11 protein-coding genes are annotated in these 15,948 nt (G+C 72.2%); 7 read left to right on the top strand and 4 right to left on the bottom strand.

Annotation, left to right across the window (positions count from 1 at the left end; translation table 11 throughout):
- Positions 1-54: 54 nt before the first annotated feature.
- The 3 genes from AAD496_RS10700 (at position 55) to manA (ending at position 5,485) form a co-directional block, all read left to right on the top strand.
- Positions 55-1,539, top strand: coding sequence for an LCP family protein (locus AAD496_RS10700; protein WP_349828709.1), 1,485 nt, complete (start codon positions 55-57; stop codon positions 1,537-1,539).
- 285 nt (positions 1,540-1,824) lie between these two features.
- On the top strand, positions 1,825-4,023 hold the full coding sequence (locus tag AAD496_RS10695; RefSeq protein WP_349828708.1) for an N-acetylmuramoyl-L-alanine amidase: 2,199 nt from the start codon (positions 1,825-1,827) through the stop codon (positions 4,021-4,023).
- 193 nt (positions 4,024-4,216) lie between these two features.
- Positions 4,217-5,485, top strand: coding sequence for a mannose-6-phosphate isomerase, class I (gene manA / locus AAD496_RS10690; RefSeq protein WP_349828707.1), 1,269 nt, complete (start codon positions 4,217-4,219; stop codon positions 5,483-5,485).
- Positions 5,486-5,539: 54 nt separating this feature from the next.
- Here the strand turns inward: manA and AAD496_RS10685 are convergent, their stop codons facing one another.
- The 3 genes from AAD496_RS10685 to AAD496_RS10675 are packed head-to-tail and all read right to left on the bottom strand — an operon-like array spanning position 5,540 to position 8,252.
- Entirely contained in the window at positions 5,540-6,244 is a 705-nt protein-coding gene (locus AAD496_RS10685; RefSeq protein ID WP_349828706.1) for a hypothetical protein, read from the bottom strand.
- Positions 6,241-7,428 (bottom strand): coenzyme F420-0:L-glutamate ligase, encoded by a 1,188-nt coding sequence (locus AAD496_RS10680; RefSeq protein WP_349828705.1) that lies wholly within the window; start codon positions 7,426-7,428, stop codon positions 6,241-6,243. Before AAD496_RS10680 ends, AAD496_RS10685 begins: the two co-directional genes overlap by 4 nt.
- Complete coding sequence (locus AAD496_RS10675; RefSeq protein WP_349828704.1) at positions 7,425-8,252, bottom strand: 2-phospho-L-lactate transferase CofD family protein; 828 nt, start codon at positions 8,250-8,252, stop codon at positions 7,425-7,427. Before AAD496_RS10675 ends, AAD496_RS10680 begins: the two co-directional genes overlap by 4 nt.
- 513 nt (positions 8,253-8,765) lie before the next feature.
- Between AAD496_RS10675 and AAD496_RS10670 the strand changes: the two genes are divergently transcribed.
- Both AAD496_RS10670 and AAD496_RS10665 read left to right on the top strand, forming a co-directional pair.
- The gene (locus AAD496_RS10670) at positions 8,766-9,239 is read left to right on the top strand and encodes a WhiB family transcriptional regulator (RefSeq protein ID WP_349828702.1); all 474 of its coding nucleotides are present in this window, start codon (positions 8,766-8,768) and stop codon (positions 9,237-9,239) included.
- Positions 9,236-14,056: a DUF5719 family protein gene (locus AAD496_RS10665; protein ID WP_349828701.1), complete on the top strand. Its 4,821-nt coding sequence runs from the start codon at positions 9,236-9,238 to the stop codon at positions 14,054-14,056. The genes AAD496_RS10670 and AAD496_RS10665 overlap by 4 nt, the downstream gene beginning before the upstream one ends.
- 9 nt (positions 14,057-14,065) lie before the next feature.
- On the opposite strand, the gene AAD496_RS10660 is transcribed toward AAD496_RS10665, so the two are convergent.
- Positions 14,066-14,518 carry a metallopeptidase family protein gene (locus tag AAD496_RS10660; RefSeq protein WP_349828700.1) on the bottom strand — a complete coding sequence of 151 codons (453 nt, stop codon included), beginning with the start codon at positions 14,516-14,518 and terminating at the stop codon, positions 14,066-14,068.
- A gap of 115 nt (positions 14,519-14,633) precedes the next feature.
- On the opposite strand from AAD496_RS10660, the gene AAD496_RS10655 reads away from it, so the two are divergent.
- On the top strand, positions 14,634-15,560 hold the full coding sequence (locus AAD496_RS10655; RefSeq protein WP_349828699.1) for an SCO6745 family protein: 927 nt from the start codon (positions 14,634-14,636) through the stop codon (positions 15,558-15,560).
- Positions 15,561-15,586: 26 nt separating this feature from the next.
- Positions 15,587-15,916 (top strand): DUF3499 domain-containing protein, encoded by a 330-nt coding sequence (locus AAD496_RS10650; protein ID WP_349828698.1) that lies wholly within the window; start codon positions 15,587-15,589, stop codon positions 15,914-15,916.
- Positions 15,917-15,948 lie beyond the last annotated feature (32 nt).

Genomic DNA, 15,948 nt, shown 5'->3' with positions numbered 1-15,948 from the left:
TCAATCGCCTGAATCCGCACAACCACCATCACGAGGACAGGAGAGGCTCCACCCGTGAGTGAGCAGCGTCGACCGACTTGGGTCGACCCGATGAGGAACCCGCAGTACACCCACCAGTCCGGTCGGGACGTCCGCGGGTGGATCCTCCTCGTCGCCACGCTGCTGCTGCCGGGCTCCGTGCAGAGCCTGTACGGAGCCCGGCGTCTGGCCCGTCCCGCACTCGTGGTCACGGCGCTCAGTTGGTTGCTCGTCGTCCTCGTCGTCGTCCTCCTGCTGGTGCACCGGAACACGGCGTTCACCCTCGGGACCGACCCGATCGTGCTCACGGTCCTCACCCTGTGGCTCCTCGTCCTCACCGTCACGTGGTTCGTCACCTTCGCGGACACCCTGCGCCGGGTGCGCCTCGTGACGCTCTCGGCACGCAGTCGCACGCGGTTCCTCGCGGCGGCGGTCGTCTGCGTCCTCGTGTGCGGCGGTGGTCTGGCCGGGGCGACGTGGACGGCGAACTCGCAGCGGGGCCTCATGTCCGGTCTGTTCGCCTCCGGTGGGGTCCAGCGCCCCGTCGACGGCCGCTACAACATCGCGCTGCTGGGCTCCGACGCCGGTGACGGACGCGAGGGCATCCGACCCGACAGCATCTCCGTCGTCTCCGTCGACGCGGACACCGGCGAGACCGTGATGATCGGTCTGCCCCGCAACATGCAGAACGTCCCGTTCCCCGAGTCCTCACCCCTGCACGACCTCCACCCGAACGGCTACGACTGCGGCGACGCCTGCCTGCTCAACGCCGTTTACCAGCTCGGCGAACAGAACGCGGACCTCTTCGACGACCCGGATCTCGCCGGCCCGCAGGCGATGATGGACGCCCTCTCCGGTGCCACCGGCCTGGAGGTCCAGTACTACGCGATGATCGAGATGAAGGGCTTCGAGACCCTCATCGACGCGATGGGCGGCATCCGACTGCGCTCCGAGGTCCGCGTCCCCGTCTCCGCGCCGATCGACAAGGAGACCGGGGAGCACGGGCCCGTCCGCGAGTGGATGGAGCCCGGTGACCTCCACCTCGACGGCTTCCACGCCCTCTGGTACGCCCGCTCCCGGGAGTTCTCCAGCGACTACGAGCGGATGACCCGCCAGCGCTGTGTGCAGGAGGCGATGATGAAGCAGCTCGACCCCGCCACCGTCGTCCTCCGCTACCAGGCGATCGCCAAGGCCGCTCCGGAGGTCGTCTCGACCGACATCCCGCAGCGGATGGTCGACCGGTTCGTCGGCCTCGCGCTGGAGGCCAAGGACGGAGGCATGGAGTCCCTCGACCTCACACCGCCGCGCATCACCCCGTCCCATCCGGACTTCGACGAGGCCCATCGCCTGGTCGCCGAGGCGATCGAGGGCACGGGCGAGGAGTCCACGGAATCCGCCGGCGAGGCGCCCCACACCTCCTCCTCGGACGCGCACACTATCCTCGCGATGGGGTCGGACGTCTCCGTGCTCGCCTCCGGATCGGCCGAACCGGATGCCGCGAGCATCTGCTCTGTTCCCTGACCTCGGCCGTTCCCCGGTGCGTCAGGAGGAGTCCGGAGGGCGGTCCACGGCCCTCGGATCGCAAGAAATTTCACCACGGCGTGTCGCCCAGGATCTCGGGAAACGACATCCGTGTAATTCGTGCCGAAGGTCGTATTGTCCACTCCGACACGCCGTGAACTGTGTAAGAATTCGGAGCTGTTGAGCAGATTCGTCCGTCCTGGGCCGCCGTGAGGTGCCCGAGGGTCGCGGCCGATGAACTCGTGAAAGCCTTCACTTCCCGTCTTCCCCCGAAGGGCTGAAACGATGAACACGCTTGTCCGTACGTTCGGGCTGCCCACTGTGGCCACCTGTGCTGCTGCGGCCGTGCTGTCGAGCATCGCGCTCGCCCCGGCCGCCGCGTCGACCCAGGTGACCCCGAAGATCTCGGAGCACGCCCTCGAACTGGACTCCGAGGGCCTCGGTGAACCGGGCGCCCGCAATTCCTCGCAGTCGTCCGCGACCGCCGCGAACCAGTCGTCGATGACGAACCTGTCGAACGCGCTGAAGTCCGAGGAGTACTTCGAGACCGCCGCCGGTCTCACGCCTCTGGGCGTCTACGACCCCACCGCCGCCGACGGCACCCAGGTGCAGAACGTCGCGAAGGACGCGGGCGCCTCGGACGCCGAGGACGACGCCTCGGAGAAGGATGCCGCCGGTGCCCCGGCTCCGGACATGTCCGCCGGGGTCAAGGAGAAGACCGAGGACGGTGTGGGCATCGCCGCGATCTCCCAGCCGCTCGACGTGCCGGAGACCCGCGCGTCCGTGGTCGGCATCAAGGGCCTGGACGACGCCGAGGTGTTCGTCGAGGTCCGCACCCGCACCGACGAGGGCTGGGACACGTGGACCGCCCTCGACATCGAGGACAGCGAGGAGGGCGTGGCCGGCACCGAGCCCTTCGTCGTCTCCGACGCCACGAAGGTCCAGCTGCGTGTGCTCGGCACCGAGGCACCCGAGGACGCACGCCTGGTCGTCATCGACCCGCGCTACTCCGCGAACGACGCCCAGGCCGTGGCCGCCAACGCACCCGTCGTCCCGGCCGCCACCCTGCCGGCCGACGGCTCCATCCCGCGGACCGAGGACCGGCCCGACAACGAGTACCTCTCCGAGGACGACCTGGCCGCCGCCGAGTCCGCCGACGGTTCCGAGGCGAGCCCGCAGGCCGCGACCGGTGAGGCGGGCTCCTCCGAGGGCGCCGGTGAGGACACCGGGGCCGTCGAGGCCGAGAACGTCACCGACACCGTCGTGTCGGACGCCCAATCCGCGCCCGAAGTGGGTACTGCGCAGGCACAGACCGTCAACTACGTGCCCGGCACGGCCGGGGTGCAGACCACCTCGAACCGCTCGGTCCCCAAGCCGGACGTCGGTTCCCGCTCCGCCTGGGGCGCGAACGAGAGCTGGCGATCGGGTAGCCCGGACTACGCCTACGAGACCGAGGCCGCCGTCATCCACCACACGGCCGGGTCGAACAACTACTCCGCCGAGCAGGTGCCGGGCATCATCCGCGGGACGTACAGCTACCACACGAAGGCGCTGGGCTGGTCCGACATCGGCTATAACGTCCTCGTCGACAAGTACGGACGCCTGTGGGAGGGCCGCGCCGGCGGACTGGACAAGAACGTCATCGGTGCCCACGTGGCGAACTACAACACCGGGTCCTTCGGTGTCTCCGTCATGGGTACCTTCACGGACCAGGCCCCGCCGGAGGCCGCCCTCGAGGCGGTCGAGCAGATCATCGCCTGGAAGTTCGACCGCAACGGGATCGACCCGTCCGCCCGGACGAACCTGGACGGGCGCAACATCCCGACGATCGTCGGACACCGTGACCTCGGCTCGACCGAGTGCCCCGGGCAGGCGTTCTACGACAAGCTCGGCCAGGTCCGCGACAACGTCGGCAAGATGATCGACAACAAGAGCCTCACCGCCGACCTCACCGCGCTGCAGAAGGCCTATGTCGAGTCCGGCATGGACCTGGGCAAGGCCTACGGCAACGAGTACTCGATCCTCGACGGGTTCGCCCACGTCTTCGAGAAGGGCATCTTCGTCTACCGGAAGGACCTGGGCGGCCACTCGGTCCGCGACGGGATCCTCAGCCTCTACCAGGGCCGTCACCGCGAGGCGCTCGGCCTGCCGACCTCCGAGGAGGTCAAGGGCCTCAAGGGCGACGGGGCCTTCCAGAAGTTCGAGAACGGCGCCATTCACTGGAGTCCGGACACCTCCGCCCACTACACGCTCCACGGTCCGATCCAGGACTACTGGGCCGACAAGGGCTACGAGCGCGGCCACCTGGGTTACCCGGACGGTCAGCCGGAGTGCACGGACGACGGAACACGCTGTGAGCAGCTGTTCCAGGGTGCACGCCTGGTGTGGGTCGAGGGCCGTGGCATCACGGAGTTCTCGCCGACCGGCTCCATCTCCGCCGGCGCGACCGACCTGACCGGCGGAGGCGCCACCGACCTGGGCTGACGCCTTGGAATGCCCGGGTGACACCCGGGACCGAATACCTGCCCACGTGTGGTTCGGGATCATGTCCGCCACCCGTCACGCGCACCCTCACCGGGTGCGTGTGACGGGTGCGGACAGGGGAAGTGATCCGGGACCACGCGTGGGTGTTCACATTCAGCCCCCGTTCAGGCGGCTCTCAGTAGACTCCTGCCACGTGGAGAAACTGCAGAACACCGTGCGTCACTACGACTGGGGAGCGACCCGGGGCATCCCGGAGATCCTCGGGGTCGAACCCGATGGCCGCCCCTGGGCGGAACTGTGGATCGGTGCCCACCCCGCCACCCCCTCGCACGTGGAGGACGGTCGCGGACTCGATGCGGTGATCGCGGCCGATCCGGACGCCGCCCTCGGGCAGGCCTCCCGCGCCGTCTTCGGCGACCGCCTGCCCTTCCTCCTCAAGATCCTCGCGGCGGGGAAGGCCCTGTCGATCCAGGCGCACCCCTCCCTCGACCAGGCACGCGAGGGTTTCGCCCGGGAGGAGGCCGCCGGGATCCCCGTCGACGCCTCCCACCGCAACTACAAGGACGCCTGGCACAAGCCGGAGCTCATCCACGCCCTCACCGATTTCACCGCACTCTGCGGCTACCGCCCGGTCGCGGAGATCCGCGCCGACATCGCCCGCCTGCGCACCCTCCTCGCCGAGGCACCTCGGGCTCCCGGCTCCACCCCGGTTCCGACGGACGACGCCGCCCTGCTCGACGCCGCCCTGCTCGACGCGTGGGACGCGGTGTTCGCCCCGGTCTACTCCGGTGCGGACGCGGACTCCGCCGGTGCCGCGCTGCTCGCCGCCACCCGCCACGTGCTCTCCGGCACCGGATACGGGGACCTTGTGGGGCGCCTCGGCGAGCTGCCGGAGGTCACCGCACGCCGCGCCGGGACCACGGAGGACCCGGCCGACGACCTGCTCGACCTCCTCGCGCTCCTCACCGGGGACTTCCCCGGCGATCCCGGCGTCCTCGTCGGTCTCATGCTGCAGGTCCACCACCTGCGCCCCGGACAGTCGCTCGCCCTCGACGCCGGCGTGCCGCACGCCTATGTCCGCGGGCTCGGCGTCGAGATCATGGCGTCCTCGGACAACGTGCTCCGCGGCGGCCTCACCGGCAAGCACATCGACCTCGACGAACTCGACCGGGTGCTCGTCCCCACGGGTGCCGACGGGGGACCGGTGTCACCCGACGCCGCGGGCGTGGTCCGCGGGGCCACCGACGACTTCGCCCTCCAGCGTATCGACTCCGCGACCGACACCCCGGTGCGGCGCAGCGGGGCGTCGATCCTGCTCGCCGTCGAGGGGGAGTGGACCGTGTCCTCGGGGACCGCGCAGGTGACCCTCGGCGCCGGTGGGTCGGTGTTCGTCGCCGCCTCCGAGGCGACTCCGCACGTCACCGGTTCCGGCGCCCTGTTCGTCGCCTCGACGGGCCTGTGAGTCCGGCTCCCCGGCGCTGATTCGCTACTGCTGATTCCCTGCCACTGAGCGCGCTCAGACGCGGAGGTCCACCTCGCGGGTGCCGAGCGCGTCGAGGAGGGCCTGCCACGCACCGGTGACCGTGCCGGCCATCTCCGCCGAACCGGTGCTGCCACCCGTGCCCCCACCGTCGAGGGTGTGCTCACCGTCCGCGTCGACGAGGATGACCGGTCCGAGCGGGCGCAGTGGCGCCTGATCGGGATACGTGCGGACCGTCGAGAGGTAGTCCGTGTAGCCGTCCTCGACCTCGGTGCGCAGGGCCAGACCGGGGAGGGCGTACACGAGCACCTCGTCGGCGGCCCCCGTGCGGTCGCGGACCGCCGGGTCCCGGAGAGCCACGTCGGAGACGACGGCGATCCAGTCGTCCTCCGGGACCGTCGCTGCGTCCGTGACGAGGTGGACCCGGGTGTCGAGGGTCCAGGCGGCGAGCACGAGGGCCAGGGCACGCCAGTGGAGACCGGCGGGCACCTCGGCGGCGGGGGAGCCATCGGCGGGGGTACCGGACGACCCGGCGAGTTCCGACCCGACGACGAGACCGAGCGACAGACCCCCGTCCTCGACCGGCCCCACCCCGAGGTCCGTCAGCAGACCGTGGGACTTGTGGACCCAGTTCGACAGGACCGGGCCGCCGAGGTCCATACGTTCGGGCGGGTCCGTGAGGTGCTGGGTGAGCACCGGACCGGCGACGGTGGCGAGGCGGTGGGGGAGCGGACGGGTCATCGGGATTCTCCTGTGAAGGGTTCGGCGGGGACGCGTACCTGGACGTCGGCCCCGGTCGGGATCCCGGAGGTTCCCCAGTGGAACTGTGCGGATCCGACCAGGTCCTCGGCGAACAGGGCGGTGTGCAGGCGGTCGACGAGGGCGCCGAGACCGAGGGCGGCTTCCACCAGCGGATGCCCGCCGGTGCTCGCCTCGCGGGGTCGGTCCGCCTCGGGCGCGGGGGTGATCCGCACGAGGGCGCCGGCCCCGGTCACCTGCAGGCGCCAGTGTGCCTGCCCCGGGGTCCGGTCGCGGCCGGCGCGGGTCACCTGGAGGGCGCGGGTGACGCGGGCGAGCAGGTCGTCCTCGCCGTCGCCGTGGGGTGCGGGGTCGACGTCCTCGGTGGCGCCGAGACTCCGCTGGATCGCCTCGACGTGCCCCCACCGGAACCAGTCCGTGGCCGGGTCGCGGACGAGGTCGGCGCCGGCAGAGGCACCCGGCACTCGCTCGAACCGGTCGCCCACGTGTTCGGCCAGGCCCCGGACGACGGCGACCGGGAGTCCACCGCTGGCCCCGCGCACGAGGTCCGCGGCCGCGGCCACCTCGTCGGCGAGTGCCCGGACCGTGACGGCCATGGGACGGCCGGCGTCGTCGGCGACACCGCGGAGGCTGTGCAGGACCTCGAACCCGGCCGCGCCGAGCACGACGTCGCTCACCCCCTGCCGCCAGGGGCGGGAGACGGTGTCGGTGACGAGGACGGCGAGGTCGACGCGGAACCAGGCCTGCAGGCCGGAGCGCAGACGCGCCGCCGAGGCGTCCGGGTCGACGGGCAGGCACAGCACCTCGTCGTCCGCGCCCTCGGTGTTCGACCGATCGAGACCGGCGGCCGCCTGGACGGTGCCCAGCCGGGTCCGGACCACCCGGGTCGTCACGACCCCGCCGTCGGGACGTCGGCCGTAGCGGCGGGAGGCGACGGTGCCCCGGGAGTGGTCGGTGACGAGATCCTCGAAGTCGGCGCGGAAGGCCGCACGTTCGGTCGCGCCCTCCGCCTTCGCCACGATCTTCGAGGCGACGACGACGGTGTCCCCGTGCTTGGGCTGGATCCGGGCGCGGTCGAGCGCGGTGGCGATCGCACGGACCAGGTCGTCGCCCGAGTGGATACGGTCGATCCCCGGGACGGCGATCGCCGTGAGCAGCCCGCTCACGCGCGCGGACCGGAGGCCGGGGGCGCCCAGATCCCGGACCCGCCGTCCGCTCCCGAGGCGTCCGTGGAATCTGCGGAACCCGCGAGCTCGGCGAGTGCGGCCTCGAGGTCCTCGACCTCGCGACCACCGATCTTCTCGCGCAGGGTGTCGGGCAGGAACTTGGCACCGAGGGTGAGCACGGTGCTCTTGGAGCCGGCGACCGCCTCGGTCATGCCGGGCAGGTCGAAGGCCGGGACGGTGTCGAAGGCGGCGTAGTGGTCGGCGTGGACGACGAGGACGTCGGCCTGGCGGACGGCGGCGAGCACACCGGGTGCCGCCTTCGCCTCGTCGAAACCGGTGCGGGCGATCCGTACGACGTCGGGCACGGGGTTCTCCAGGTAGCGGCGGGCCGGCCAGGCCTCCTCCTGGGTGCCGGTGCGGACGACGACGAAGGTCTCGACGGCCTGGTCGGACAGCGGCAGGAGCGTGTAGTCGAGGTCGAACCGGGAGGACATCGCCTTCGTCACCTGCGAGAGAGGATAACCGAGTCCGAGGAGCCGGGTGCGCAGGATCGCGGCGGCGAGGGTCCGTTCGGTCATCGTGAACCACTCGGCGTCGACGTGGTAATCGCGTAGTTCGCTCACCGCGCCGCCGCTCACCGGCATGCTCGGCGGCAGGAAACAGGCGTCGAGATCCGGGCTGAACCGCAGGCCGTGCACCGTCACGTCGGTGAGGGTCGAGGCCACGACGGTGAGGTCGACGTCGTCGAGGTCACCGGTGACCGCACGGACGTCCGCGAGGACGTCGGAGGTCGAATCGGTGAGGGGCAGCACGGTGATCTTCATGGGGTCCATCTTCGCAAAGGAAGCCCGCCGGTGGGGTGCCGGGGGTGGGGCGGCGTCGAATACAGGCAAGGGGGGAAAGGAATGCGGGGAAGGGGAGTGGGGACTATTTCCTCACTTTTTCCTGAATAGGGCGTAATCCCATCCCTAGTGTCGTTGCCGTTTCGTGACCACTACATCTTGTGATGGTGTCCGTGACCATCGGGAACATGCGTTCTATTAGTGCGGTCACGCGAGCATGTGTGCAGCACATGTCCGCTTGACGGATGGGGAATGACACACGTGTAATTCTCGTGGTGAATGACAGTTCCGACCCATCGGATTTGTCGCCGCCGATACATTGCACGTCACGCAGGTCATGACCTGACGCCACGTCGCACCGTCGGTGGTGGTCCGGTGGCCGGGGCCGAGCGGGCCTTCGGACACCTTCGCAAGGCTAGGGGTGCCGTTCGTCCGGACGGGGGACCGACACACCGACACGCACGTGACCGAACACGGACGACGAAGGGGAACACCGTGGCAGAAGCAGCACGGAAGTACGCCGAGGAGCGCCAGGACCTTCTCCGCCCGGGGGTCACCTCCCGCGCCGCCGAGGACTGGTTCGTCGATCCCACCCGTCCGGTGCCCGACTTCGTGCCGGACCCGCTCTCGCTCGACCCCACGGACCTCGGCCCCGTGCCGACCTGGAACCCGGAGACCCCGGCCGCCGACGACCAGGCCGTCTCCCCGCTGTCCCTCCTGCTCGGTGGGACCCCGGACGGTCTCCTCGCCTGGCAGGACCAGGCCCTGTGCGCCCAGACCGACCCGGAGGCGTTCTTCCCGGAGAAGGGCGGCTCCACCCGCGAGGCCAAGAAGGTCTGCGCCTCCTGCGAGGTCCGCTCCGAGTGCCTCGACTACGCCCTCGACAACGATGAGCGCTTCGGCATCTGGGGAGGCCTGTCCGAGCGCGAGCGCCGCAAGATCAAGCAGCTGAAGAAGCGGGCCGGGTGAGCTTCGAGGTCGCGACCGTCGTCGAACTCGGCGACGCTCCCCCCGACGCCGGGTGGTTGCAGACACTGCGCCACCGGTTCCGCTCCGTCGACACTCTCGTCCTGACCTCTCGGGACGGGAGTGTTCCCGGTTCCGTGGCCGCCACCGAGCTGGCGGACCAACCGGAGATCGCCCACGCACAGTACGTGTGGTTCGTCCCGCAGGGGGCGGACCCCGCACCCCACACGCTCGACCTCCTCCTCGAGTCCCTCACCTCCGCGGAGACCCTCGGCGCCGTCGGCCCCAAGCTCGTCCGACCCGGCACCCAGGAGATCCTCTCCGCCGGGGTCACGACCACCCGGTCCGGGCACCGCCTCAACCCTGTCTCCCCGCGGGAGGTCGACGCCGGCCAGTACGACCGGACCGAGGATGTCCTCGCCCTCGACATGCCCGGGCTCCTGGTCGACGCCGAACTGGTCCGCCGCCTCGGTCCACCGGCGGACGTCCTCGACGACGCCCACCGCGGTCTGGAGTACAGTCGCCGGATCCGCAGTGCGGGGCGGCGGGTCCAGCTGTGCCACCGGGCCCGCGTGGCCGTCCCGGTCTCCGTCGTCGCCGACCTCGGCACCTCCGCCCGCCCGATCACCTCGGCGACCCGCCTGCGGGGTGAACACCGGTACCGGCTGTCCGTCGTCACCGGCTCCCGCCTCCCGGCACTCCTGGTGCTCCTCGTGCTCCAGTGTCTGGCCGGCGCCGTCTCCGGCCTGCTCGCCAACGATCCCGCCCGCGCCGGCTGGTTCCTCCGGGCGCTCCTCGCCCTCCCGACCGACTCCCGACTCACCCGTCACGTCCGCGCCACCGGGTCGGGCCGTGACCCCGACGTCGGACTGTTCGCCACCGCCGGCGACCTGGCCGTCGTCCGCCGCGGTCTGCGTCGCCGCGACCCGTCCGGCTACTCCGAGGGGGTACCGGGTCCGGACGCCGCCTTCACCGAGGACGAGGACGTCTTCGTCGACACCGAGGGCGACGTCGGCGGGTACGCCCGCCTGCGCACCCGCTCCCGCGGCGTGCTGTCCCATCCGCTCACCGCCGTCCTCGTCGCACTCTCGGTCGCCACCCTCGTGCAGTTCGTCCGCCTCGTCGGACCCGGCTCGATCTCCGGCGGTGCCCTGCCGCACACGGACGTCGGCCTCGCGGAGATCTGGCGGCGGGTGTTCGTCCCCGTCGACCCGAGCGGACTCGGCCAGGCGGTCCCGGCCGACCCACTGCTCACCGTCATCGGCCTCCTCTCGACGCTCTTCCTCGGCCACACCGACCTCGCCCTGCGGGTCCTGTGGGCGCTCGCACTCCCCCTCTCCGCGGTCCTCGCGTACCTCTGCGCCGGGAAGGTCGTCCCGGCCTCCGGCCCCCGTGCGCTCCTCGCCCTCGTGTGGGCCTGTTCCCCGGCCCATCTGCTCGCCGCCCAGCAGGGCCGGCTCGGCACCCTCGTCGTGTGGCTGGCCGTGCCCGTGGCCGTCCTCGCCCTCGTCCGCGCCGCCGAGGCGCGTTCCGGTTCCCGCCGGGCCGCCGCTGCCGCCGGGGCCGGGTTGGCCCTCGCCCTCGTCGGCGCCGGTGCCCCGCTGCTCGTCGTCCCCTGCCTCCTCGCGGTCGTTCTCCTCACCCTGTTCGCCCGCAGACCCGGGCTGCTGTGGGCGCTCGTCGCACCGCTGGGACTCCTCGGTCCGTGGCTGTGGGGTGTGCTCCGGGAACCCGACGCCCTCCTCACCTCGCCGGGCCTCGTCGTCGACGCCGCCCTCACCGGGCTGCAGGCGCCCCGCAGTTGGGAGGTCGCCCTCGGCTTCCCCGTGCGGACCGGTGACCTGGCCCTCGCGGGTCTGCTGCCCGAGGCGGTCGCCGGGTGGATCCTGCTCCTGCTCGCTCTCCCGCTCCTCGTCACCGCGGCCCTCGCGCTGCTGCGCGTGGTGGGCTCCCTCCTCGTGCTCGGGATCTCCGTCCTCGCCTACGTCCTCGGGCTGTGCGGCGGGATCGCCCAGGCGGCGACGGAGTCGGGGCTCACCGCGACCGGTCTCGTCGCCTCGTGGTCGGGGGACTCGGCGGCACTGCTCACCCTCGGCGCCTGCGGCATGGTCGCCGCGGCGGTGTGGCCGGTCCGCGACGACCGCAGCGGTCGGCTCCGCAACCGGTTCGTCCGCTCGGCGGTCCCGGCCGCGGCGCTGGCCGTCCTCGGGGTGTTCGTCGCCCAGTCGGTCCTCACCTCCGTGCCCGTCCGGGCCTCCGACGCCTCCCGGCTGCCCACCTTCGCCTCCGAACGGGCCGTCGGTGAGCACCGGCAGCGCACCCTCGTCGTGTGGGAGACCGACGGGCAGGTGACGGGACGATTGGAGGACCCCTCGACCGGCAGCCTCGTCGCCACCTCGACCCTCGCCCAGGCCCGGGCGGTCGAGGGGGGACCCTTCGACCGCCGTCCCGTCGACATCGACCCGGCCGACCGGGCGCTCGCCACCGCACTCGGCCGGCTCACCTCCGGCGACGGGGTCGACGCTCGGGACGCCCTCCGGGAGCTGGCGGTCGGGTTCGTCGTCGTGCAGTCCCCGCCGACGGCCGACGACCCGGAGGGCACCCGGCGGGCGGGCGCCTCGGCGGCGGACGGGGAGGACCCCGATCCCGCGATCGAGGCGCTCGCCCGGACGGTCGGCGTGTCCCCGGGGCTCACCCGCCTGGGCGACACCGACCGCGGGGCGCTGTGGCAGGTCTCCGTCGAGGACGGGGCCGCCCCGTCGAGCCGGGCCCAGGTGATCGACCTGGCCGGGCAGATGACCCCGCTCACGTATTCCGATCCGATCGGGGCGCGGACGAGCGCGGAGCTCCCGGCCCTCACCGAGGACCAGCAGCGGGCCGCCGACGAGGAGGAGGTGCTCGCGGAGGACGAGGGCCGTGACCGACGTCCGGCCCGGGTCCTCGCCCTGTCCGAACGCCCCGGCCTCACGCGGGTCACGCTCGCCGGTGAGCCGCTGGAGGAGATCACCGACGAGCAGGTCCTCGCCGATCTCCCCGGCGATTGGCGCGCCTACTACGCGCTCCCGGCCGAGGGCGCGACGGGCAGCGGCGGTCTCCTCGAGATGTCGACGGTGCGCCCCGGGTACGTCGTCGCGGCCTCTCTCGGTCTGGGCGGCGTGCTCGTGGCGATCCTCTGTGCCCTGCCGCTGGGGCGCCGTCGGGTCCGGGAGGACCTGCGGGAACCGGTCCCGGACACGCTCACCCTGCCCGTCGTCGAGGAGCCTGGGCGACCCAATCCCGAGACCTCGCGCATGATGGTGTTCGCGCGGATGGTGAAGAACCCCGCGAACGCCCGGTCGATCGTCACCTTCGCCTGCATCGCGCTCCCCGGGGTCCTCATCGCGACGACCGGGTTCCTCACACCCCTGGCCGCGGGCGACGTCGCGCGGGCGGCCGAGCAGGTCCGTCTGCCGGCCACCCGGACGGTGTCGGTGTGCCCCGGCCCCTTCCACGTCGCCGAGGAGGCGGAGGGGACCGACGAGGACTTCCGCGCCTCGGACGCACCGGAGATCTCGGTGCAGAACGTCTCCGCCGTCACCGGCGCGCCCGACGGTTCCACCGCGGCCGCGGGTGTCCGGGCGACCGCCCTGGAGGGCGGGGAGTACTACCGGACGGGCGCCTCGAACGGATTCGTCTCCGGTGACGACGTCGTGGCCACCCCCGTCGTCGTCGCCGGGGAGCCGGAGGGCGAGAGCCCCGCGCTCGTCTCCGCGGTGCAGACCGTCGCCGTGGACGACGGTGACTTCACCGGACTCGCGACGCCCACGTGCACCCGTCCGACCACCCATGCGGTGTTCGCGGGGACGAACACGATGATCGGGACGGACTCCCGCCTCGTCCTCTCGAACCCCGGTGATTCGCCGGTCACCGTGACGCCCCGTCTGAGTGGCCCCTCCGGTCCGCTCGGGGTACTCGGGCAGGACGCCGTGAGCGTCCCCGCGCACGGGCAGCGGGCCGTCCTGCTCGGGTCGCTCGCCGGGATCCAGGACGTCGTGGGTGTCGAGGTCGAGGCGGCCGGTGGTCTCGTGTCCGCGACGATCCAGCAGACGCGCCTGGACGGCCTCACCCCGCGCGGTATCGAGTACGTCGAACCGGCGGCCGCGGCGGCGCGGACCACGCGGGTCCCGCTCGCCGAGGGCGGCCGGGCCACGGTCCACGTGCACAACCCGACGGGCACGACCGTCGAGGCGGACATCCGGGTGGTCGGGGAGGCCGGCGCCGTCGAGACGGACCAGGACTTCCTCGCACTCCCGGCCGGTGCGACCGGCGAGGTGGAGATCGGCGAGGTGCCCGCCGGCACCGTCGAGATCACCTCCGAACACGCCCTGCAGGCCTCCGTGTCGGTGTCCCGCGACTTCGCCCCGGATGCCGAGGAGGACACCGAGGACGCAGGTGCGACGGACGACGAGGACGCGTACTCGGACGTCGCCACCGTCTCCGCCCCGGCCGGACTGCGGGACTCCCAGCTCGTCTCCCTGCCGCGGGACGCCGAATCCGCGTTCCTCCTCAGCCCGGGCAGCGGCACGGTACGGGTGAGCGGGATCCGGGAGGACGGATCCGTCATCGGGCAGCGCGACGTCCAGGTGTCCGCCGACCGGTCGACCCGGATCGTGCCCGACGACTTGTTCGGTGAGCGGGTGTACGCGCTCCGCCTGGACACCGCCGAGGACTCACGGGTCGTCGCCGCGGGTACGGCCCTCAACGGGGCCGGGATCAGCGGACTGCAGATCCCCGCCGCGCCCATAGGCGTCGGCTACCGCTCCATCCGAATAGCTCCGTGAGGGCGGTACTCACGGACCGTGGGGGAGCAACTGTTCGGGGTCGCGGCCGATGAGGAGCCCTGCCTGCTCAGCGATCACCTCGCCGAGCAGCACCTGCAGGTCGACCGGCCCCGCCGCCCGCGCGAGGACGGGCATGCGGTGGACGACGATCGTCGGGGGAGTGCCGGGCGCGGCCGGGTAGGCCCGCCCCAGTTCGACCCCCGTCGTGCCCGGATCGACCATGTCGGCGAAGGCCGAGCCCTCGCCGAGGGCCCCGGGCGGCGGGACCATGTCGAGGGCGAGGACGACCGTCTCCAACTCGTCCGGTGCCCGGTCCCGCACCCGCTCCATCACCTCGGCCGCGACCCGGGCGAACCGCTGGGCCCGGGTCCGGGCGGCGGGCACGGAGGCGCGGAAGACGGGCGAGCGCAGACCACGGCCGTGGCGGTCGCGGCGGACGCGGGAGGAGGGACGTGCGGACATGACCGCCAGTGTAGATCCGCGCCCGGTCCCACCCTGGTCGACATCCGGACGGCGCCCGGGTAGCCGTCCTTCAAAATCCCTGGACGATCGATCGGTGCTGTGCAACAGTGACCCCATGAACTCCTCACGACGACGTGACGACCTGCGCGCGACCACCCATCGCCTCGAACTCCTGCACTCCGCCTCGTACTTCTCCCCGCGGGTGTCGGGACGCTACGCCGGGCTGGGCATCGAACATCCCTCCGCCATGTACTTCGCCGGACGCGGGGCACCCCTCGGCGCGGTCGGTGGGCCCGTGCTCGCGGCCACCTTCCACAACTTCAACCCGGACTACGTGGCGCAGTTCCTGCCCTCCGTGTGGGACACCGCCGCCCCCGCGGAGGTCCTGCAGGCACGCCACGCCGGCGTCGAGGACATGCTCGTGGAGTTCTTCCCCGACACCCCGGAGACGGCCGCGCTCGCCGCGACGGCCGAGCGCCTGGCCGGGCAGCTGCGTCCCGTCGTCGAGGCCCAGTGCCCCGACGGCCGCACCCTCTACGCGGCGACCGCCGCGACCTACGCCGAGGCGCCCCGCGCCTCCTCGGCCCGTCTCCAGCCCTTCCTCGACCTGTGGGCCGTCGCCACCCTCCTGCGCGAGTACCGCGGCGACGGGCACATCGGGGCACTCGTCGGGCAGGGTCTCAGCGGACTGGAGGCCGTCGTCCTGCACTGTGCCACCGGCACGGCCTTCCGGCCGCGCGCGGCCAGGAAGTCCCGTGGCTGGAGCGACGAACAGTGGGAGGCCGCGACCGCGGACCTCGTGTCACGGGGTCTGCTCGCCGGCAGCGGCGACGAGGTCGAGCTCACCGCGGACGGGAAGGACCTGCGGGCCCGCCTCGAAGCCGTCACCGATGCCGCCTGCGAGGGCGCCTGGGACTCCCTCGATGACCCGGAGCTCTCCCGCATCGCGGACGAGGCGAAGGCGTTCGCACGCCTCGTCCGAGACAGTGGGGTGTTCCCCGGCAAGGTGTTCGCCCCCGGCTCGGGTCGCACCACCGACTGACGGGCTCCTGTACTAGAATCCCGTGCGTGTCCGGAGTGAGAAGCTGTTCCAAGACGAGTTGCGCCACGACTGCGCGGTGGACCCTCACCTACGTGCACGCCGACGCGACGATCGTCATCGGACCGCTGGCCACCCGGGCCGAGCCCGGCGCCCACGACCTGTGCGAGTTCCACGCGGAACGCCTCACCGCACCGCAGGGCTGGCACCTCATCCGCCTCGGCGCCGGGGAGGACCCGCCCGAGCGCAGCCGTGACGACCTCCTGGCGATCGCCGACGCCGTCCGCGAGGCCGCCCGCCCCACCGTCGAGGAGCCGGTCGGGCGTACCCACGGCCACCTCAGAGTCATAGAAGACTGAACGCGCGGAGAGGTGGATCACGTCTAGGGTGA

Origin of the sequence: Brevibacterium litoralis (genome assembly GCF_040212315.1) — a bacterium.
Classification (GTDB): domain Bacteria; phylum Actinomycetota; class Actinomycetes; order Actinomycetales; family Brevibacteriaceae; genus Brevibacterium; species Brevibacterium litoralis.
This window is presented reverse-complemented; position numbering and strand designations above follow the sequence as displayed.